The sequence below is a fragment of the Flavobacterium sp. GCM10022190 genome (assembly GCF_042656445.1).
Taxonomy (GTDB): domain Bacteria; phylum Bacteroidota; class Bacteroidia; order Flavobacteriales; family Flavobacteriaceae; genus Flavobacterium; species Flavobacterium nitratireducens.
Genome location: NZ_JBHSOQ010000004.1, coordinates 183,470 through 204,154 on the forward strand (window position 1 = coordinate 183,470; position 20,685 = coordinate 204,154).

18 protein-coding genes are annotated in these 20,685 nt (G+C 33.9%); 9 read left to right on the plus strand and 9 right to left on the minus strand.

Translation table 11 applies throughout. The features are described from left to right. Positions 1-56 precede the first annotated feature (56 nt). The 6 genes from ACFPTQ_RS14020 to ACFPTQ_RS14045 all read right to left on the minus strand — a co-directional run bounded on the left by ACFPTQ_RS14020 (position 57) and on the right by ACFPTQ_RS14045 (position 7,140). Positions 57-1,670: a CTP synthase gene (locus ACFPTQ_RS14020; RefSeq protein WP_379778238.1), complete on the minus strand. Its 1,614-nt coding sequence runs from the start codon at positions 1,668-1,670 to the stop codon at positions 57-59. A gap of 143 nt (positions 1,671-1,813) precedes the next feature. Beyond that, positions 1,814-2,047, minus strand: coding sequence for a DUF3820 family protein (locus ACFPTQ_RS14025; RefSeq protein ID WP_379778240.1), 234 nt, complete (start codon positions 2,045-2,047; stop codon positions 1,814-1,816). Positions 2,048-2,065: 18 nt separating this feature from the next. After that, a complete protein-coding gene (locus tag ACFPTQ_RS14030; protein ID WP_379778242.1) occupies positions 2,066-3,949 on the minus strand; it encodes a LysM peptidoglycan-binding domain-containing protein in 1,884 nt (627 codons plus the stop codon). A gap of 111 nt (positions 3,950-4,060) precedes the next feature. Continuing rightward, complete coding sequence (gene guaA / locus ACFPTQ_RS14035) at positions 4,061-5,590, minus strand: glutamine-hydrolyzing GMP synthase (protein WP_379778244.1); 1,530 nt, start codon at positions 5,588-5,590, stop codon at positions 4,061-4,063. A 124-nt stretch (positions 5,591-5,714) separates the two neighbouring features. After that, positions 5,715-6,410 carry a hypothetical protein gene (locus tag ACFPTQ_RS14040; protein ID WP_379778246.1) on the minus strand — a complete coding sequence of 232 codons (696 nt, stop codon included), beginning with the start codon at positions 6,408-6,410 and terminating at the stop codon, positions 5,715-5,717. Between the two features lie 121 nt (positions 6,411-6,531). Continuing rightward, positions 6,532-7,140: a hypothetical protein gene (locus ACFPTQ_RS14045; protein WP_379778248.1), complete on the minus strand. Its 609-nt coding sequence runs from the start codon at positions 7,138-7,140 to the stop codon at positions 6,532-6,534. 236 nt (positions 7,141-7,376) lie between these two features. Between ACFPTQ_RS14045 and ACFPTQ_RS14050 the strand changes: the two genes are divergently transcribed. The 7 genes from ACFPTQ_RS14050 (at position 7,377) to ACFPTQ_RS14080 (ending at position 14,704) form a co-directional block, all read left to right on the plus strand. Further along, positions 7,377-7,763, plus strand: coding sequence for a RidA family protein (locus ACFPTQ_RS14050; RefSeq protein ID WP_278036250.1), 387 nt, complete (start codon positions 7,377-7,379; stop codon positions 7,761-7,763). Between the two features lie 98 nt (positions 7,764-7,861). Next, entirely contained in the window at positions 7,862-9,109 is a 1,248-nt protein-coding gene (locus tag ACFPTQ_RS14055) for a voltage-gated chloride channel family protein (RefSeq protein ID WP_379778250.1), read from the plus strand. A 60-nt stretch (positions 9,110-9,169) separates the two neighbouring features. Continuing rightward, positions 9,170-10,651 (plus strand): rhomboid family intramembrane serine protease, encoded by a 1,482-nt coding sequence (locus ACFPTQ_RS14060; protein WP_379778252.1) that lies wholly within the window; start codon positions 9,170-9,172, stop codon positions 10,649-10,651. 52 nt (positions 10,652-10,703) lie between these two features. Then, positions 10,704-11,708, plus strand: a complete 1,005-nt coding sequence (locus ACFPTQ_RS14065) for a DHH family phosphoesterase (protein ID WP_379778254.1) — start codon at positions 10,704-10,706, stop codon at positions 11,706-11,708. 4 nt (positions 11,709-11,712) lie between these two features. Then, entirely contained in the window at positions 11,713-12,387 is a 675-nt protein-coding gene (gldI, locus tag ACFPTQ_RS14070) for a gliding motility-associated peptidyl-prolyl isomerase GldI (RefSeq protein ID WP_379778256.1), read from the plus strand. Positions 12,388-12,397: 10 nt separating this feature from the next. Further along, the gene (locus ACFPTQ_RS14075) at positions 12,398-13,531 is read left to right on the plus strand and encodes a peptidylprolyl isomerase (protein ID WP_278036253.1); all 1,134 of its coding nucleotides are present in this window, start codon (positions 12,398-12,400) and stop codon (positions 13,529-13,531) included. A gap of 18 nt (positions 13,532-13,549) precedes the next feature. After that, entirely contained in the window at positions 13,550-14,704 is a 1,155-nt protein-coding gene (locus ACFPTQ_RS14080) for a peptidylprolyl isomerase (RefSeq protein ID WP_379778259.1), read from the plus strand. Between the two features lie 72 nt (positions 14,705-14,776). Here ACFPTQ_RS14080 and ACFPTQ_RS14085 read toward each other — a convergent pair whose 3' ends face one another. Then, positions 14,777-15,217, minus strand: coding sequence for a hypothetical protein (locus ACFPTQ_RS14085; RefSeq protein ID WP_278036254.1), 441 nt, complete (start codon positions 15,215-15,217; stop codon positions 14,777-14,779). A 194-nt stretch (positions 15,218-15,411) separates the two neighbouring features. On the opposite strand from ACFPTQ_RS14085, the gene ACFPTQ_RS14090 reads away from it, so the two are divergent. Then, positions 15,412-17,298: a heavy metal translocating P-type ATPase gene (locus ACFPTQ_RS14090; RefSeq protein WP_379778261.1), complete on the plus strand. Its 1,887-nt coding sequence runs from the start codon at positions 15,412-15,414 to the stop codon at positions 17,296-17,298. Between the two features lie 93 nt (positions 17,299-17,391). Next, complete coding sequence (locus tag ACFPTQ_RS14095; protein ID WP_379778263.1) at positions 17,392-18,849, plus strand: PAS domain-containing protein; 1,458 nt, start codon at positions 17,392-17,394, stop codon at positions 18,847-18,849. A 44-nt stretch (positions 18,850-18,893) separates the two neighbouring features. On the opposite strand, the gene ACFPTQ_RS14100 is transcribed toward ACFPTQ_RS14095, so the two are convergent. Both ACFPTQ_RS14100 and ACFPTQ_RS14105 read right to left on the minus strand, forming a co-directional pair. After that, positions 18,894-19,259 carry a hypothetical protein gene (locus ACFPTQ_RS14100; RefSeq protein WP_379778265.1) on the minus strand — a complete coding sequence of 122 codons (366 nt, stop codon included), beginning with the start codon at positions 19,257-19,259 and terminating at the stop codon, positions 18,894-18,896. A 98-nt stretch (positions 19,260-19,357) separates the two neighbouring features. After that, positions 19,358-20,557, minus strand: coding sequence for an AIR synthase related protein (locus tag ACFPTQ_RS14105; RefSeq protein WP_379778266.1), 1,200 nt, complete (start codon positions 20,555-20,557; stop codon positions 19,358-19,360). Positions 20,558-20,685: the final 128 nt, after the last annotated feature.

Here is a 20,685-nt window from a genome sequence, read left to right on the forward strand (position 1 = left end):
CAAATTATTTATCTCGACTTTTTGTCAAATGAGTTGATTCTATTTCTAGAAATTAATTATTTCTTTCTTGCCTTTACAGCAGCAGCTACAAATTTCACAAAAATAGGATGTGGATTAGCTACTGTACTCTTATATTCTGGATGGTATTGAACTCCAATAAAGAATGGATGATCTTCGATTTCTACAATTTCTACCAATCCTGTATCAGGATTAACACCAGAAGCTTTTAAACCAGCTTTGTCTAATTCATCAGCATAAGCACTATTAAACTCATAACGGTGACGGTGACGCTCAAAAATTGTAGTTTCACCATAAATTTGGTGCGCTAATGTATCAGGTTTAATTTCACATTTCCAAGCTCCAAGACGCATTGTTCCTCCTTTGTCAGTAACATTCTTTTGTTCTTCCATTAAGTTCACAACAGGATGAGGAGTTTTATCGTTCATTTCTGTTGAATTTGCCTCAACGTAACCTAAAACATTTCTAGAATATTCAATAACCGACATTTGCATACCCAAACAAATACCGAAGAATGGCATTTTATTTTCACGAGCATAACGAACAGCAGTAATTTTTCCTTCGATACCTCTTTCACCAAAACCTGGTGCTACTAAGATCGCATCAATATCTTTGAATTTTTCTTCGATATTTTCGCTATCAATATATTCAGAGTGAATAGAAACCACATTTACTTTAGTTTCATTGGCCGCTCCTGCATGAATGAAAGCCTCTAAAATAGACTTATAACAATCTTGCATTTCAACATATTTACCGATCAAACCAATATTAACTGTATGTTTAGGGCTTTTTAATCGTTTCAAGAAAGTATTCCAGTTTTTCAAATCTGGAGCGGCTTTCTTTGGTAAATCTAATTTTTTCAAAGCAACCACATCAAGACCTTCTTCCAGCATTAAATTAGGTACTTCATAAATCGTAGACGCATCGATAGATTGAATAACGGCTTCTCTCTTAACATTACAGAATAATGCTAATTTACCTCTTAAGTCATTTGAAAGTTCGTGCTCTGTTCTACAAACTAAGATATCTGCTTTGATTCCGCTTTCCATCAATGTTTTTACAGAGTGTTGTGTAGGTTTTGTTTTCAACTCACCCGCAGCTGCCAAATAAGGCACTAATGTCAAGTGAATTACAATTCCGTTATTTTCTCCTAATTCCCAAACTAATTGACGAACAGATTCAATATAAGGTAACGATTCGATATCCCCCACAGTTCCTCCAATCTCAGTAATTACGATATCATAATCACCTGATTTTCCTAAAATTTGGATTCTATCTTTAATTTCATTTGTAATATGAGGTACAACTTGAACTGTTTTCCCTAGAAACTCCCCTCTTCTTTCTTTTTCAATAACCGAAAGATAAATTCTACCTGTAGTAACGTTATTAGCCTGAGAAGTTGGAACATTTAAAAAACGCTCATAGTGACCTAAATCCAAGTCTGTTTCTGCTCCATCATCTGTCACGTAACATTCACCGTGCTCATAAGGATTTAATGTTCCTGGATCAACATTAATGTACGGATCAAATTTTTGAATAGTTGTTCTATACCCTCTTGCCTGTAATAATTTTGCTAAAGATGCTGCTATAATTCCCTTTCCCAAAGAAGAAGTAACCCCTCCAGTAACAAAAATATATTTTGTTTGATTCATGCTGTTCTAGTTTGTATTGTAGTTGTATAAAAAACGTGGCAAAAATACGATTATAAATTTAGATTATGCTAATTTGGAAATGAGATAATTTCTAAAATCAACATTTGTTAATGCAAAAATAAAAACCCCATTAATTTGAGAAATCAATGAGGTTTTGGGTATCTTTTTTTAATATTTCGTATCAATTCTTCTAAACCATTTAATTTTAGTTCGTAAACCAATTGTAATTGCTCCCCTAATTCGCCTTTCGGGAAGCCTTTATTATGATACCAAACCACATAATACTCCGGCAAATCAATAAGAAAACGACCTTCGTATTTCCCAAAAGGCATTTGGGTATAAGCCAACTTCACGAGTTTTTTTTGATAAACATCCATTTATTAAAACCTAAACAATTAATTGGCAACTTTCAAAGTCAAATCCGAATCATAGTATAAAATATACACTCCCTTATTGGCGTGTCCGATACCATCTTTTTTATAATATTCGAATTTGTTTTCAGATTGCTGAGTTACCGTAGTATCAGCCAATTCTTCAAAAGATTTATTTTGCATTAGACGCATCATCGTGTCAAAAGTCACATCAAAACCTCTTGAGGCATAATCACTTGGTAAGATTGAATTCATTTTTTTGAATTTATTTTCAAAAGCAATTCCTTCCGGAGTTAAATTACTTCTTGTAACCGAAGGAAACATCAATTTTAGCTTCACTAAATTTGAAAAATTTATCTCATCCGAATCCAAAGTTTCATTTGGTTCTAATACAACTAATTGAATTTGAAAACTTGACAAAGAAGCTACCAAAGCCGTAATTGTTGTTTTTACCATCCAGGTATTAGCCGATTCTATCACCACATAATTGATTTTATTAGGAACCAACATCCCCTTTAAACCTTCCGCAGAAACAGTGCCGTTAGGATTTAAAGGAACCAAACGAACGTCTTTTTGATTTTGCTGCAAATATTGGATTACTGACAATTTCTTTTTATCAACTACCGCAATTATATTTCCATTTTTAGCCCTCATAAAATCAAACATTTTCGTTCTTAACAAATCATTACTAGGAACCGTTTGATATAAATTAGCAATGGCTCCGCCCTCGTCTTTTGACAATGGCGAAATTACAGGCACATGATTAGCACTCAATAAACGCGCAGTTTCTTCTGCATTACTTTGATAAAATGGACCAATAACTGCGTCCATATTTTGCAAATTATTGGCAGTTATTAAAGCAGCCACATTCGAACTACTTTTCGTTTCTTCCGAATCAAAAATACTAACATCAATTGGCAAACCCAATGTTTTAGCCGAATCGATAGCCATTAAGGCACCCGCATAAAAATCCAAAGTCATATTTAAAAACTTGTCTTTCTTTAAGCGTTCTGTACTATTTCCTGTTTGTTCTCCTTGCATTTTATCTACATTAAAAGGCAACAACAAGGCTATTTTTTTTCTTTCAGAAGTGTTTTTTGGAGCTAAAACAGTGGCAACCTTATTTTCTGAAACAGCTGTTAAAGTCACATTAGCTGGCAATTTCACTAACATCCCAATTTCAACACCTTCTTTAAGTTCAGGATTCAATACTAAAAATTCTTCTTGAGACATTCCAGCCATTTTAGACAAACTGTAAAGCGTTTCTTTTGGCTTCACCTCATACGTAATATATTTTGGAGCAACAGTCGTTTTAGGTGAAACAACACCTGCTTGCTGTTCTGGATTCCCTTTAATAAATAAACGATATCCCTCTGGCAAATTTGAAACAATTGCCGGATTCTTCTTTTCTAATTCCTCAACAGTAATACCATACAATTTAGCAATAGAATACTTGGTTTCCTTTGGTAACACATCATGATAAACAACTTTCTCTGGAGTTTTCAAGGCATTTTTAGCCGGAATTACTAAGATCTGACCTATTTGCAGTCCATCTGTTTCTAAAAATGGATTTGCTTTTTTTAAATCTGCTTCCGAAACATTGTATTTTTTTTGAATTCCAAACAAAGTCTCCTTTGAAATCACTTTATGAGTAACTTCAGCTGAATTATTGGTAGCTACTTTTGCAGAAATCCCTTTTTTAGAAGGTATCAAAAGAACCATTCTAGGTTTTAATTTTGATTGAGCATCAGGATTAAGCTTATAGATATCATAAGGTGTCACTTGGTACTTTTGAGCAATATCAGTAATCGTTTCACCCTTTTCTACCTTATGTGTAATTGTTTCTTGAGCAAGAACAGTTTGAACAAAAAGCAAAACCGGTATCCAAATCGCAAAAAAATATTTCATTCTATTATTTAATTAAAAAATTAATACTCTTAATGAAAAACGGTACCAAATTTTATTCCAAAATCTGATACCGTTTTTATAATATAAGAAACTACGATTAAGTTGTTTCTATTATTCCCACTCAATTGTTGCTGGTGGTTTTGAACTAATATCATACACAACTCTGTTCACCCCTCTTACCTTGTTGATAATATCATTAGATACTTTCATCAAGAAATCATACGGCAAGTGAACCCAGTCAGCAGTCATACCATCGGTAGATTCTACAGCACGTAGCGCAACTACTTTTTCATAAGTACGCTCGTCACCCATAACCCCAACACTATTTACTGGAAGCAAAATTGCTCCAGCCTGCCAAACTTTATCATATAATCCCCAAGATTTTAATCCTTCAATAAATACCGAATCAACCTCTTGTAAGATTCTAACTTTCTCAGGAGTAATATCTCCTAAAATTCGAATTGACAATCCTGGTCCTGGGAAAGGATGTCTTCCTAATAATTCTGGATCAATACCTAAACTAGCACCTACTCTACGCACCTCATCTTTAAAAAGCATACGCAAAGGCTCTACTACTTTCAATTTCATAAAATCAGGTAATCCACCCACATTGTGATGTGATTTGATTGTTGCAGAAGGTCCTTTTACAGAAACCGACTCAATTACATCAGGATAAATAGTTCCCTGAGCCAACCATTTTACATCTTCTAACAAATGAGATTCATCGTCAAAAACTTCGATAAATACTCTACCAATAATTTTACGTTTTGTTTCTGGATCACTCACTCCTGCTAATTCCGACAAGAAACGCTCACCAGCATCTACTCCTTTTACATTAAGTCCCATTCCTTTGTATTGATTCAATACATTTTCGAACTCATTTTTACGAAGTAAACCGTTATTAACAAAAATACAATATAAGTTTTTACCAATAGCTTTATTCAATAAAACTGCCGCTACAGTAGAATCTACACCTCCTGAAAGTCCAAGAACAACTTTATCATCTTGAATTTTCTCTTTCATTTCTGCTACAATTTCTTCCACAAAAGCATTAGGTGTAAAGTTTTGAGGAACATGAGCAATCTTCACTAAGAAGTTTTCCAACATTTGTTTTCCATCTGTTGAATGATATACTTCTGGGTGGTATTGAATTGCATAAGTTGTTTCTCCTTCAATTTTGTAAGCTGCAAATTCTACATCATGTGTACTTGCAAGCTTCACTCCATTTGTAGGCAATGCTTTAATACTATCACTATGACTCATCCAAACCTGACTATTTGGAGAAACTCCTTCAAAGAAAATTTCATCTTCTTTGATGTAAGATAAATTAGCTCTACCATATTCTCTAGTGTTAGATGCTGCAACTTCACCTCCACTAAAGTGAGATAAATATTGCGCTCCATAACACACAGCAAGCATTGGCAATTTTCCTCTAATTTGAGACAAATCAGGATGTGGAGCATCTTCTGCACGAACAGAAAAAGGACTACCTCCTAAAATTACAGCCTTGTAGCTTGATAAATCCGATGGAATATTATTATATGGAAAAATTTCGCAGAATATATTTAATTCGCGAACTCTACGCGCAATCAACTGAGTGTATTGCGAACCGAAATCTAAAATAAGTACGTTGTGTTGCATGGGCGCAAAATTACTTTTTAAATTTGGATTGCAAAAGTGGAATTTTGAAATTTTTTATTTTTTTTACATCCATAATTTACAACGAGAATTTTGTTCTATTTCACTCCACCAACTCGGCAAATTGCTATTCTTTAATAATAACAAATTTACCTTTTACACCCTTATCCCAGTTATCCCAAAACTCCGAGCGTACTAAAGCACCTTTATCATCATAGATTTTAAATTCGCAGGTATTTCCTCCAGAACTTCCTTTGCTAAAAGCTTCCATTTCGAAAGTATTAATACCGTCACTCAAATCAAAAACAAACTGTCCGTAATTTGAAAACAACTCCATTATTCCACCAACCATTTGATTGTTAAGGGTTGCTTTAATCAAATCACCGTCTATATAAATGTAATCACGATATTGAACAACAAAATATTTTGACTTTGTACGAATCTCCCCGAAATTTTTATCGATTTTAACCAACATTCGGTCATCCTCTTTCAATCCTTCTCTAACAAGGGTTTTATCCAAATCCTTAGTCATTTTTTCTTTTATTCGATCACCGGGGTTCTCAAATTCGTTGGTTTGTATCATCGAAAAAGATTTAGGCTGACCAATTTGATACTTTGAAAATGAAGGCAAAGTAGTTTCTGGTTTTTTTAAAATATCCGGAGCTTTAATTACTGGAGCATCTGTTGTAGCTTTTGGAGTTACTTTCTTAGGAGTAGCAGGTTTGTTCATCGGAGCAATTGGCTTAAACTTCTTGCCAAACTCTGCTTGAGCAAAAACGTTTATTCCAAAACAAAGCATTACAACTAATAAAAACTGCTTCATATAATGTAAATTTTGTTTTAATTAATTATCATCAGCATAGCAACAAATATACCAAGCTTTAATTTTATAAAACAAAACAACCCTAGAACATTAAAAAAAATTTAACCTATTAGTTATAAACTTATTCCTTTTCAATGATAATTGTAGCTTTATAACCTTGGGCTATATTCCATTGGTTTGAAGAAATCACCGCACCTTTATCATCATAAATTTTAAATTCGGCTGTATTTGGTGCGGCATAACCATCGTTTAATGCCTCAATATCAATACGATTTACCCCTTTTTTTAAGGTGATATCAAAACCCTGTGCCTCTCCATTTAGCAAAACTTCTTGCTCTACTATTTCATAATTCAAATACACACGTACTTTATCTCCATCAACATAAGCGGCATCACGATATCTTACTTTTGCAACACCCGAAGTTGTTTTAACCACACCTAAATCCTGATTTCTTTTGGCTAATTTTTCAGGATCTTTTTCCTCCCCTTGAGGTACTTTATAAGTATTATTATTCAAACCACCTACTTCATAAGCTTTGATTTTCTCATAATCAGCAGTATTAAACTTAACATCTTTTGCAGCAGTTTCCTTTTTCTCTTTCTTTGGTTTTGGGGCGGGCTTAATTTTAAACTCAGTTCCAATTCCCTCTTGTGAAAACGCAGTCGTAAAACCACCCAAAACAAGAGCGACAACCAAAAACAAACCTTTGAAATTTAAATATTGATTCATCATTTATCTATTTAATTAAAAATCTATTCAAAAAAACGACTTTTATAAAGTTATTCCAAATACTTAACACTAAACTTTTGATTTTATTATATAAATATACAAAATTCCAAACTTGAACTTCTTTATTACTTTCACAAAATGACTGTTTTTTATTATGGTATTTTTTATAAATTGCACAAAAATTTAAATTTTCAAATCGAGGAACATCCCTCTAAAAATCAAACAAATACATCAAAATGAAAAGAGAAAACATCTTAACAGGATCTCCATGGGAAGACAAAATGGGATATTGTCGTGCAGTACGTATTGGAAACATTATTGAAGTTTCAGGAACAGTAGCAATTGTTGACGGCGATAAAGTAAAAGCTGATGACGCACATGCGCAAACTTTAAACATTTTAGAACGCGTTGAAAAAGTTCTTGAAGATCTAAATGCTAGCATGAAAGATGTTATTCGTACTCGTATTTTCACTACAGATGTTAGTACTTTTGAAGCCGTTGCTACTGCTCATGCTACTTTTTTCAAAGATATCAAGCCTACTACTGGTTTTTATGGAATCAACCAATTAGTAGCTCCTGAATACTTAGTTGAAATCGAACTTACAGCTGTTTTGCCTGAGTAATTCTTCTTCAAAATTATATTCTTCGAGCGCACAAAGGCTAAAACAATATGCTTTTGCTGCGCTCGAAAAATTTTAAAAAAACAAGTCAAAAGATTCAAATGAATATAGTAAAGAATTTGCCAAATGCAGTAAAATGGATAGCAGTATGTGCCTTGATTGGTTTCTTATCAGGTTCAGCCTCGGCATTTTTTTTAATTTCATTAGAATGGGTAGGAAAGCTTAGGGACCACAACCTTTGGTTACTTTGGTTCTTACCCGTAGGCGGATTGATCATTGGTTTATTGTATCATTATTATGGAAAAGAGGTCGTTAAAGGCAATAATCTTTTATTAGAAGAATACAAAACTCCTCAAAAAGTAATTCCGCTTAAAATGGCTCCTTTTGTACTTTTAGGAACCCTGATTACACATCTTTTTGGAGGTTCGGCAGGTCGAGAAGGCACTGCGGTACAAATGGGCGGAACGATTGCTGACCAATTCAGCCGTATTTTCAACCTTGACGCAAACGAACGAAAAACACTAATCATCCTAGGAATTAGCTCAGGATTTGCCTCTGTTTTTGGAACACCTGTAGCGGGAGCTGTTTTTGCTCTTGAAGTTGTCTATTTTTGCAAAATAAATTTAAAAAGCTGTATTCTTTCTTTCGTAGTTGCTTATTTTGCTTATTACACTGTTGAACTTTGGCCTGTTCACCATACACATTACAGCATCAACACAATCCCCGATTACAATCTTGAAAATCTACTTTGGATCATTCCTGTCAGTGTGCTATTTGGACTAGCAGCCATGCTATTTTCAAGAAGCACTCATTTTTGGGGATCTATATTTTCAAAAACCATCTCATACCCTCCGTTACGTCCTTACGTAGGTGGAATACTATTCTCAGTAGTAATCTATTATTTTGGTGCAACAAAATTTATAGGATTAGGCATTCCTAGTATTGTAGATGCATTTACAAAACCAAGTGAAAATTTCGACTTTTTACTCAAAATCCTTTTTACAGGATTCACCTTAGGGGCAGGATTCAAAGGAGGTGAGGTTACGCCCTTATTTTTCGTAGGCGCAACATTAGGAAGTGCTTTATCGCTCTATGTTCCGCTTCCTATTTCACTTTTAGCAGGCATGGGATTTGTTGCCGTTTTTTCGGGAGCAACACATACGCCTATTGCTTGTACAATTATGGGGATAGAACTTTTTGGAATTGAAAGTACATTATTCATTGGCCTTTCTTGTTTCATTGCCTATATTTCATCAGGTTCTATCGGAATCTATCATTCTCAAACCGTTAAAGGAATAAAACATCAATTGTACGAAAAATTTAAAATCAAAAAACTGGACGATTTTTAAATAATTTCTGAAATAAATTTTATATCATTGTAATACTAATCGTATGTAAAATTTATTCCGATGGCTTTTGGTTTCCCTGCTTCCCACATTCAGTATATCCCCTTCAATCATCTTACAAGACAAGAATTTCTTTATTATTCCATCAAGGCTTGTCAAGAATTAAATTGGAATGTCACAGAAATAAATGATTCGGAAATAATTGCAGAAACAGTCCCTGAACAAGAAACTTGGAACGAAAAAATAGTAATCAACTTTGAAAATGAAGATGGTTACATCTATAGCGCTAGTAAGGGCAATCAAATATATGACCGAGGCAGAAATTTAAAAAACACTGACCTCTTTTTTGAAGTCTTTAATGACATAAAAAAAGAACAGCCAAGTTCCTCTCTTGTAGCAGAAAACCTAATCGAAGAAATTAGTTCTGCCAAAGAATCAGCACTAAATTCAACCGAAAAAGAACTTTCGATAAACAGTTTTTACTCCTTTTTATCCTTTTTTGTACCCGCCAAAGGATACATGATAACACCAATATTAATTTATTTGAATTTCCTTATCTTCTTATTAATGGTATTTTCTGGAGTTAACTTTTTTAAACCTCAAGTTTCAGATGTTATCAATTGGGGAGCCAATTATAATTTACTAACTGTAGAGAATCAATGGTGGCGACTATTTACTTGTCTTTTTATCCATTATGGCATTATGCATCTATTGCTAAATTGTATTGCGCTTGGCTATGTAGGACTTTTAATTGAATCGTATCTAACACGGATAGGATTTCTTGTTTGCTATCTATCAAGTGGTTTACTAGCCAGTTTATCCACTATTTATTGGTATGACAAAATTATAAGTGCGGGTGCTTCAGGAGCGATTTTTGGGATGTATGGCATTTTACTTATCATCACTTTAACCAAAGCCATAAACCGCAAACTAACTTCAAAAACAATTGGTTTTATAATTGTATTTATTTTACTCAACATCGTGGAGAGTTTCAAAGAAGGTGTAGATGGCGCGGCACACATTGGCGGATTACTTTCTGGAATTTGCTTTGGAATAATCTTAGCCATATTGAATTCAAAAAGAAATGCGGCCCTAATTACAATTAGTGGTTTGTCAATACTTATTATCCCATTACTTTCTTACAACGTCATTTCACAAAAAATCTATGTTTATCAGCATTTCGAATTCGAAGAAAAAATGAGAGAATTCATAGATATGGAAAAAATGGCTCTTGAGGCCTATAACGTATATGTCACGGATGAAGAATCTAAAAAAGAACTTCTCTACATGATTGAGTCTAGAGGTATCTATTATTGGGAAGAAAATATCAAACTGATGAAAAAAGCCGATTTATTGTATTTACCACAAGAAACCCACCAACAAATTAAATTACTTATTAAGTACTGCCAATTAAGGATTAAACTATACCGAACGGCCTATCTTAAAATAAAATACAATTCAAATGCTTATGATGAAGAACTAGCTAATTTGAATAATCAAATTATCGAAATATTGAACAATATCGACAAAGACAAAAAAGAATAAAATCCTGTTAACGAATTCATAGTTTACATTAAAAAATGTAAATTCGCAAACTATGAAAATACAAGATATACAAGCAATCCAGACTTTATTGGCTACGCCAAAAAAAATAGCAATAATTCCCCATCGCAATCCTGACGGAGACGCTATGGGTTCAACTCTAGGACTTTACCATTTTTTTAAAAAAAACAACCACGAAGCTATCGTAATTTCACCTAATGAATTTCCTGATTTTTTAGCATGGCTCCCTGGTTCAGAAACTGTTAAAGTCTTTGAAAAAGACAAAGAAAATTGCACTACTCTTTTACACGAAGCCGAAATTGTTTTCACTCTCGATTTTAATGCTTTTCATCGTACAGGTGAGATGGAAAAAGTACTTGAAGTACTGGACACCACTTACATCATGATTGATCACCATCAAAAACCAGATGACTACGCAACGTATATGTTCTCAAATACTTCATTTGGTTCCACTTGCGAGATGATTTATCATTTTATTAATTATTTAGAACAAAAAGACCAAATTGATAAAACAATAGGAACCTGTATTTATACCGGAATCCTAACCGATTCTGGCTCATTTCGATTCCCAAATACAACTGGAAACACGCATCGAATTGTAGCCGAACTAATTGATTTAGGAGTCGAAAACACCCTAATTCCTAATTTACTTTTTGACAATAGCTCCTACAATCGTTTACAATTATTAGGTCAGGCATTACAAAACCTAAAAGTAATTCCAGATCATAAAACTTCGTACATAACCCTAACACAAGAAGAATTAGACAATTTCAACCATACAAAAGGCGATACAGAAGGAATTGTAAATTATGGTTTAAGCATTAAAGGGATTCTGTTTACAGCCATCTTTATTGAAAATAGAGACGAGAATATCATCAAGATTTCTTTCCGTTCTCAAGGTGATTTTGATGTAAATGAATTTGCAAGAGCTCATTTTAATGGTGGTGGTCACCGCAATGCTGCAGGAGGAAAATCAACGGTATCGATGGAGCAAACTGTAGCCAAATTTATAAGTCTTGTGGAAAATCTAAATCTATAACCCTATGAAAGCAAATCCATTCATTGCCTTAAGTTTTATCTTATGTCTTGCTTTCGCAGGCTGCAAACAACATCAAGATGCTAGACGCCCTATTTCTAGAGCCTCTGGAGTTTTTATGAAAAGATCAGTCGAAAGAAACAAAAAATTAAATGCATCCGAAGAAGATTTAATCAAAGCTTTGATGAAAAAAAATCCAAAGCTTAGCTATTTTTCATCACCTAAAGGCTATTGGTATTATTACATAACCCGAAATGAAACCGATAGTTTAACGCCTAAAAAAGGAGACGTTGCCTTCTTTAATTATGAACTAAAAGATTTAAAAGGAAAAATTATTTATTCGGAAGTAGAACTAAGACCGCAGGTTTACCGAATAGATAAGCAAGAAATCATGACCGGAATTAGAGAAGGAATTAAATTGATGCGCAAAAATGAAAAAGTAAGTTTCTTCTTCCCTTCTCATATTGCTTATGGCTATCATGGTGACAATAAAAAAATTGGACCTAATACTCCTTTAATTTGTACAGTTACCTTACATGATTTTAAGCCTGAAGCGGTTTACAAAAAAGAATTGGAACAAGGTATCACTATGAGTTTATCTTCGTCGCAAGACAGTATAAAAAAACCAAAAAAAGCGACTGTAAAAGCTAAACCTAGGACTCAGGACACCTTAGAACAATAAAATACAACCTATGAAAAGAAACATTCTATTTATAGTACTTTTTGTTAGCTTATTTTATTCTTGTAAAAACGAAGAAGATTACCTTCCTGATGGTTTGTATGCCAAAATTGAAACTAACAAAGGAAATATTTTACTTGAATTAGATTATAAAAGAGCCCCAATAACGGTTGCAAATTTTATTACGCTGGCCGAAGGCAATAACAGCTTTATTTCTACAGAATACAAAAAAAAACGTCCTTTTTATGATGGCGCAAAATTCTATCGTGTGATTAAAGGCTTTGTTATTCAAACTGGAGATCCCGAAGGTACTGGATTTGGAAATGCAGGTTATCTGTTTAAAGACGAAATTAACGATCAAATTTTTGACAAAGAAGGCGTTTTAGCTATGGCTAATAATGGCCCTGGAACCAATAGCAGTCAGTTTTTTATAACTCGGAACCCTACACCATGGCTCAATGGAAAACACACTGTTTTTGGACATGTGATTAATGAAGGCATGAAAGTTGTCAATATGATTGAACAGGGCGATGTTTTGAATTCCGTTACTATATTGCGCAAAGGAGAAGCTGCAAAAAAATTCAATGCCATAAAAACATTCGATGATTATTTTGTTATCGAATCTAAAAATCAAAAAAAACAAGAGAAGATCGAATTACTCAACGAGCAAAAATATTTTGAAAAATACGGCAAAATTATTGTCACTAAAATCAACTATTTTGACACTTTAAAAAGAAAAGCAAGAAAAACTGTGTCAGGATTAAAATATGTAATTACTCAAAAAGGAAGTGGTAGAAAACCCGCTGTAGGAACCAAAGTAAATGTCAATTACACGGTTTTTTCTGAGAGTGGCTATCTTTACGATACTTCTCTAGGAACTGTAGCAATCTCTTTTGGAAAATACAATTCGCTCCGCGCTTCTCAAAATGGTTACCAACCTATTACTTTTGAAGTAGGAAAAAGAGACGGTATTATCCCAGGAGTGATCGAAGGACTTGATAAAATGTCTTATGGAGACAAGGCTGTGCTATTTATACCTTCTCATCTAGGCTATGCCTCTGGAGGAGCTGGAGACATCATTCCTCCCCACACCAATCTTATTTTTGAAATTGAATTAATTGATAACAGTACAGAAATACAACCTTAGATAAAAAAACAAAACCAGATGAAAACGAAATTATTAGCCTTATTAACTTTCTTTACGCTTACTACTTTTCAAGCACAGGAAACATCGAAAAAAATTGTAAAAAAACCCGCTCCTACAAAAACGATGGAAGAAGGTATTTTTGCCACTATCAATACAAACAAAGGAACAATTATTTTAGACCTAGAATATCAAAAAGCACCAATTACTGTTGCCAATTTTATTAGTCTAGCTCAAGGTAAAAATGAATTTGTAAGCGACGCAAAACTAAAAAACAAACCGTTTTTTGATGGTTTAAAATTCCACCGTGTTATTAGTGATTTTATGATTCAAGGAGGAGATCCACAAGGAACAGGAAATGGTGGTCCTGGTTATGCATTTAAAGACGAATTCGTTTCAGATTTAAAATTTGACAAAGGAGGTATTTTGGCAATGGCCAATGCTGGTCCAAAAACAAATGGAAGTCAATTTTTCATAACCCATAAAGAAACACCATGGTTAAACAATAAGCACACTATCTTTGGTCATGTAGTTCAAGGAATGGATGTAGTGAACAATATTGCAAAAGATGATGTAATCAAAAACATAATTATTACGCAAAAAGGTTCGTTAGCAAAAAAATTCAATGCTACTAAAGTTTTTGCAAACTATTACAATAACAAGGCTGTTGAAGAAAAAAAAGAAGCAGAAGCCAAAGCAGCTGCTGAAAAAATTCAGCAAGAAAAAATGGCTGCTTTAAACGCTGAAAAACTAGCCTATTTAAACACCCAAAAAACAAGCGCTACAACTACACCTTCTGGATTAGTTTATAAAATAGTTCAAAAAGGAACAGGTGCTAAACCAGCTGCTGGAACAACAGTTTACTTCCATTATTCAGGCTTTTTTGAAGACGGAAAATTATTTGATAGTAGTCGTGAAGAAGTAGCTAAAACATACAACCAATTCAACGAAATGAGAGCTACTCAAGGAGGATACAATCCTTTCCCTTTTGAAATTGGGAAAAAAGACGGAATGATTCCTGGGTTTATTGAAGCAATCAACATGCTTTCTTTTGGCGACAAAATAATTGCTTATATCCCATCTAAACTAGCTTATGGAGAAGCTGGTGCTGGGGGTGTTATTCCACCCAATGCTACTTTAATTTTCGAAATAGAAATTTTTGAAAAGCAGAAATAAAATACAATATTATAAAAAAGAATGCCCTTTCAATATCGATGAAAGGGCATTCTTTTTATATTGAAACAAGTTTTATTTCTTACCAAATTTCCACTCAAACTCGTCTTTATCATTAATGATGGCGCCAACTTCTAATTTCACTACTTCGTCAAATTCGGTTTGAAACAACAACCAATTATCTTCATTGAAATAATTTTCAAAAGTATCAAATTCTTCCTGAGTGAATTTAGTAATATTCTTTTTAGCTAATTCATTCTTAACATCCTTGATATTCTTTCCAATTAACGTATTGCCAAATAACTCTAAATCTGGACTAGAAGCTACAATATAACCCATTTTAAAATCTTCGTCTTTATAAAAAGTCAAACGCATTTTAAACTTATTGTAGGTAAAAATCACATTATCATCTTCGTCTTTGTAATTTCTATCAGGCGCACCGTAAACAGCTGAAACATCTTTTTGTTTCATCCCAAAAATAAGCTTATCAATTCCGTTCTTAAGGTTTATTTTCATATGTAAAATATTTTGGTACAAAGTTCGAAAACTTTTTCACATCTCGAACATTTTAAGCATTTATAATCTTAAGATTTTATTAAAGCAAAAGTAGTTACAATAAATTTTGAGTAAATTTAAGATGCAATGCTAATACTAGCTCACAAAAAGCAGAAACATTTTACTATATATAGTACAAACAAAATCCCATTCTTATGAACCTACCATTTAAAGATAGAAAATTTGTTTTATTACTCCTTTCGGTCAGTATTGTAGTTATTTTAGAAATACTTTCCCTTATAGGCATTCATTTACCAATGCCTTATGCTCCTTTTATTTTTGTATCCTTTATCATAATTATTGGACACGATGTGATCTTAAAAGGAATTAAAGCACTTTTAAAATTAAACTTCAGTAGTATTAATCTATTAATGACAATTGCGGTTATTGCCGCCTTATATTTAGGCGAATATCCCGAAGCTGCTGTGGTTATTGTTTTATATGTTTTAGGCGAAAGATTAGAAGATATAGGAATTGAAAATTCAAAATCAGCTTTGGATCAATTGATTAAAAGTACGCCAAAAACGGCATTTGTAAAAAAAACAAATCAGGAAATACCTATTGAGCAAATAGAAGTTGGAACAATTATTCAAATTAAACCCGGAGAAGTAATTCCTTTGGATGGAAAAATCATTTTTGGGGAAACTTTGATTGACGAATCGGCCATAACTGGGGAACCTATCGCTAAAGAAAAACAAATAGGTGATTCAGTTTTCGCAGGAACCTTGAACGGAAATGGTTTTATAGAAATAAAAACTAGTAAACTATCAACCGATACCACATTTGCTAAAATCATCCAACTCACTTTTGAAGCAAATGCTGCAAAAAGCAAAACACAAAAATTTATTCAACGTTTTTCAAAATTGTACACTCCCACAATTATTGTGCTCGCGATAATCATTTTTGTTGTTCCTGTTTTTATACTTCATCAAGATTTTAATCATTGGCTCAAACAAGCGATTACGCTCCTTGTAATTGCTTGTCCATGTGCATTAGTCATTTCTACACCTGTAGCCATATATGCGGCAATTGGTAATGCTTCCGCAAAAGGGGCTTTGGTAAAAGGAGGGAAATACATTGAAATTTTAGCCGAAATTCAGGCAGTAGCCGTAGATAAAACCCGAACCATTACTTACGGAACCCCTGTAGTATCTGATGTTTTCCCCTTAATTGGCACCAGCCGAGAAGAATTACTTTCCTGTACAGCAGGTGCCGAGATGTTTTCAGAACATCCTTTAGCTCAAGCAATCATTGCTGCGAGTAAAGCAGAAGGTTACGAACCTCATAAAGCTAAAAATTTTAAAAGCATTTTAGGTAAAGGAGCTACCGCAAATTGTATTGTTTGCCAAATTGATACGGTTCTGGTAGGAAAATTGGAATTCATTCGAGAATACCATGAAATTTCCGAAGAAGTAGAAAAAATTGTGGCGCAACTAGCCAGTGAAGGAAAAACGAGTGTGGTAGTCAGTTTTGGAAAAGGAGTTGTTGGGATTATTGGTTTAACCGACAGAATCAAACCTGACAGTAGTAAAGCTATTGCAGAGCTTCAAGAACAAAATATTGATGTAATAATGCTAACAGGTGATACTGAAAAAACCGCTCATTATGTTGCTCGACAAGTAGGAATCACAAAAGTTTTTGGTGGTTTACTCCCAGAACAAAAAGCAGCAGAAATGAAAGCGTTGTTACAACAATACGATAAAGTAGCCATGGTAGGTGATGGCATCAATGATGCTCCTGCATTAGCCCTAAGTACTGTGGGGATTGCTATGGGAGCTGCTGGTAGTGATACGACAATAGAAACAGCTAACATCGCTTTGATGAATGACAAATTATCATTAATTCCGTTTTTGATTCGTTTGAGTAAAAAGACTATGAAACAAATAAAAATCAATACTTATGGTGCCATTATCACAAAATTCATTTTCATTCTACTAGCCATTTTTGGTTTCAGCAACTTAGCGCTAGCGATTGCCGCCGATGTGGGTGTAACTCTTATTGTGATTTTATTTAGTTTGAATCTAATGCGTTTTGAAAAATAAAGATCAATAGCAGCTAATTTCAAATCCGTATTCACTAACTTTAATAGTAGGAAGCATTAAAAACGCCATTCTCTTGAACCAAAACAGAAAACCATGAACCTCTCCTTTGAAAAAAAAATATTACTAGGATTCATTATTAATATTGCTGTAATAATTGCAGCTACATGGATTTTTTTGATACAGTCAAATCAAAACCCCACAAATCAGTTAGACTCGAATCTATACACAATAGAACTATTTTTATTTATGCTTTCGATACTTCTGCTTATTGTTGTCTATTTTATTATTCGAACCCAATTTAAAGCAAAGGAAAAAGCGCAAAAACTTTTAGAGGAAAACAAACAATTACTCCAATCCATTATTGACAATACGTCAAGTCCTATTTCTATAAAAAAACTAAATGGTGAATACCTTTTAATTAATAAGAATTTCGGAGAATTATTCGGAACTACTAATGAGCAAATTATTGGTAAAACGGATTATGACTTTTTACCCAAAGAAATTGCGGAAGCCTATAGAAATTCGGATTTAGAAGTGGCTAAAAAACTAACCGAAATCAAATCAGAGGAAACCATCACTCAAAAAGACGGTGTACACACTTACATTGCGGTTAAATACCCTTTGTATGATGCAACAGGCCGAATTTATGCCATTGGTGGTATTTCGACAGATATAACTGAAAGAAAAAAATTAGAAGAATCACTCAAAGCCACCGACGCTTTTTTCAATATGTCTTTTGATATTTTTACTGTGGCTAAAAATGATCATTTTATCAAAATAAATGCTGCTTTTACTAATACTTTGGGCTATACTCAAGAAGATATGGATAAAATAAAATTCATGGACTTGACTCATCCTGAAGACCGCTCTACTTCTGATAAGGTTTTAAGCGAAATTCTCAAAGGGAAAACGGTGAGTAGTTTTAAAAACCGAGTGCGTCATAAAAATGGCACTTATCGATGGCTGGACTGGAACAGTAATATAGACTTAAAAGAAGGTATCATTTATTCGGCGGCACGTGATATCACTGAAACCATTGAATTGGAATTAGAACAACAAAAAGCCGTTGACGAACTCTATGAAAACGAAGAAAAACTTAGAGTAATTGTTGAAAATATTGGCGAAGGCGTTATTGTTGCCAATGCCGATAAAAAAGTGATTCTGGCCAACGATATGGCGAATGATATTTTTGGTATTGAAGAAGATGATAAAATTTCAACAGATTTGACGGCGCATTTCGAATTGTATTTTCCTGACGAAAAAACGGTTTTCCCTGCTCAAAATTTACCCATGGAACGCGCCTTTAATGGTGAAGTTACAGATGATATCGATTTGGTCCTATACAATCCCATGTCTCGCGAAAAAAGAAGGGTTTTAATTAGCGGCCGTCCTTTAGTAGATCAGGATAACAAAATCGTTGCTGCTGTAATCACTATCAAAGATATTAGCCAATATAAAAAAATGGAAGAAGAATTAGAAGAAACCGAAAACAAATACCGAAAACTAATTGGTTTTAAAAACGAAGATAAAAAAGACAAGAAAAACCCATAAAAAAAAAAGCGTTAAGATAAATTTTTAACGCTTTAATATTTTAGTTACTCTTCTTCTTCATACATTTCGTCGTAACGGGCAGGAATTTGTGGATCAAACAACGGACACTTGAATTCTTCCATAATATCCACCAACTTATCCATGGTTTTACCCTCTGTACCGTAACAATCGATTTGAACGATTTGAGAAGTTGTTTTCACTTGAAAAGCGCCAACTCCCTCTTTGTTTTTCCAGCTGTTCTCATCTACTCTTTCCCATTTAGAAAAAACCGAAGCGATTCTGTTTAAAATTACTGTAACCGGAAGCTCCTCTAAACCTTCGATGGTTTCCAGTTCGTCCATGGTTTCATAAACCTCCTGGTGGTTCAAATAAACGTCTTCTAAATATTTCCAAAAAAGTAGTTCGTACATGTGAGGTTTGTAGTTAAGTGTTAATTGTTATGCGTTTTCTATCTTAGTCGTTAAGTTATTCAAACAACTTAAATAAAAAATCTTAGCAACTCTAAAAATTAATACTCAAAAGTTCCGTATTCACTTGTAATAGTCAGTTTTTTAGCGTCGGAAGCTTCTACACGACCTACAATTTGAGCATTAACATTGAATGATTTTGAAATAGCGATGATATCTTCAGCAACTTCAGCTGGAACATAAAGCTCCATACGGTGACCGCAGTTGAATACCTGATACATTTCTTTCCAATCTGTTTTTGATTGCTCCTGAATTAATTGGAACAATGGTGGAACTGGGAATAAATTGTCTTTTATAATATGTAAATTATCTACACCGTGCCCGTCGGCAGGCAGGAAATGTAAAATCTTAGTTTGCGCTCCACCACTACAATGAACCATACCGTGAATTTCATTTGAAGAATATTTATCTAAAATTTGCTTGATAATTGGTGCGTAAGTACGCGTTGGTGAGAGTACTAATTGACCAGCATCGATTGGAGAATTTGCTACAGCATCCGTCAATTGTACCTGACCAGAATAAATTAATTCTTCCGGTACAGCTGCATCATAACTTTCTGGGTATTTTGTTGCCAAATATTTAGCGAATACATCATGACGAGCCGAAGTCAATCCGTTACTTCCCATACCACCGTTATAACTTTTTTCATAAGTAGCCTGTCCGAAAGATTCCAATCCTACGATTACATCTCCTGCTTTGATGTTAGCATTGTCAATTACTTTAGAACGTTTCATTCTCGCTGTAACTGTCGAGTCAACAATTATGGTACGAACGATATCACCCACATCGGCAGTTTCACCTCCTGTTGAATGAATACTCACTCCGAAAGAAGCCAACTCCTGAATTAACTCTTCAGTTCCGTTGATAATTGCCGAAATTACTTCGGCAGGAATTAGGTTTTTATTTCTTCCAATTGTTGAAGACAATAAAATATTATCAGTTGCTCCTACACATAATAAATCATCGATATTCATGATCAAAGCATCTTGTGCTATTCCTTTCCAAACCGAAAGATCTCCTGTTTCTTTCCAATACATATACGCCAATGAAGATTTGGTACCGGCACCATCAGCATGCATAATAAGACAATATTCATCGTCTTGTGTTAGATAATCAGGAACAATTTTACAAAATGCCTGAGGAAACAATCCTTTGTCAATATTTTTTATTGCATTGTGAACATCTTCTTTGGATGCCGAAACACCACGTTGTGCGTATCTTTTTGAAGTATCTGAACTCATATTCTATTTGTGTAATTGCAAAAGCAACTTGATTTTGCGGCAAAGATAATTATTTTTTAGAAGTTAGAGGTTAGAAGGCAGAAATTAGAAGGCAAAAAGCAGAAGACAGTAATCCAACACTACAAACA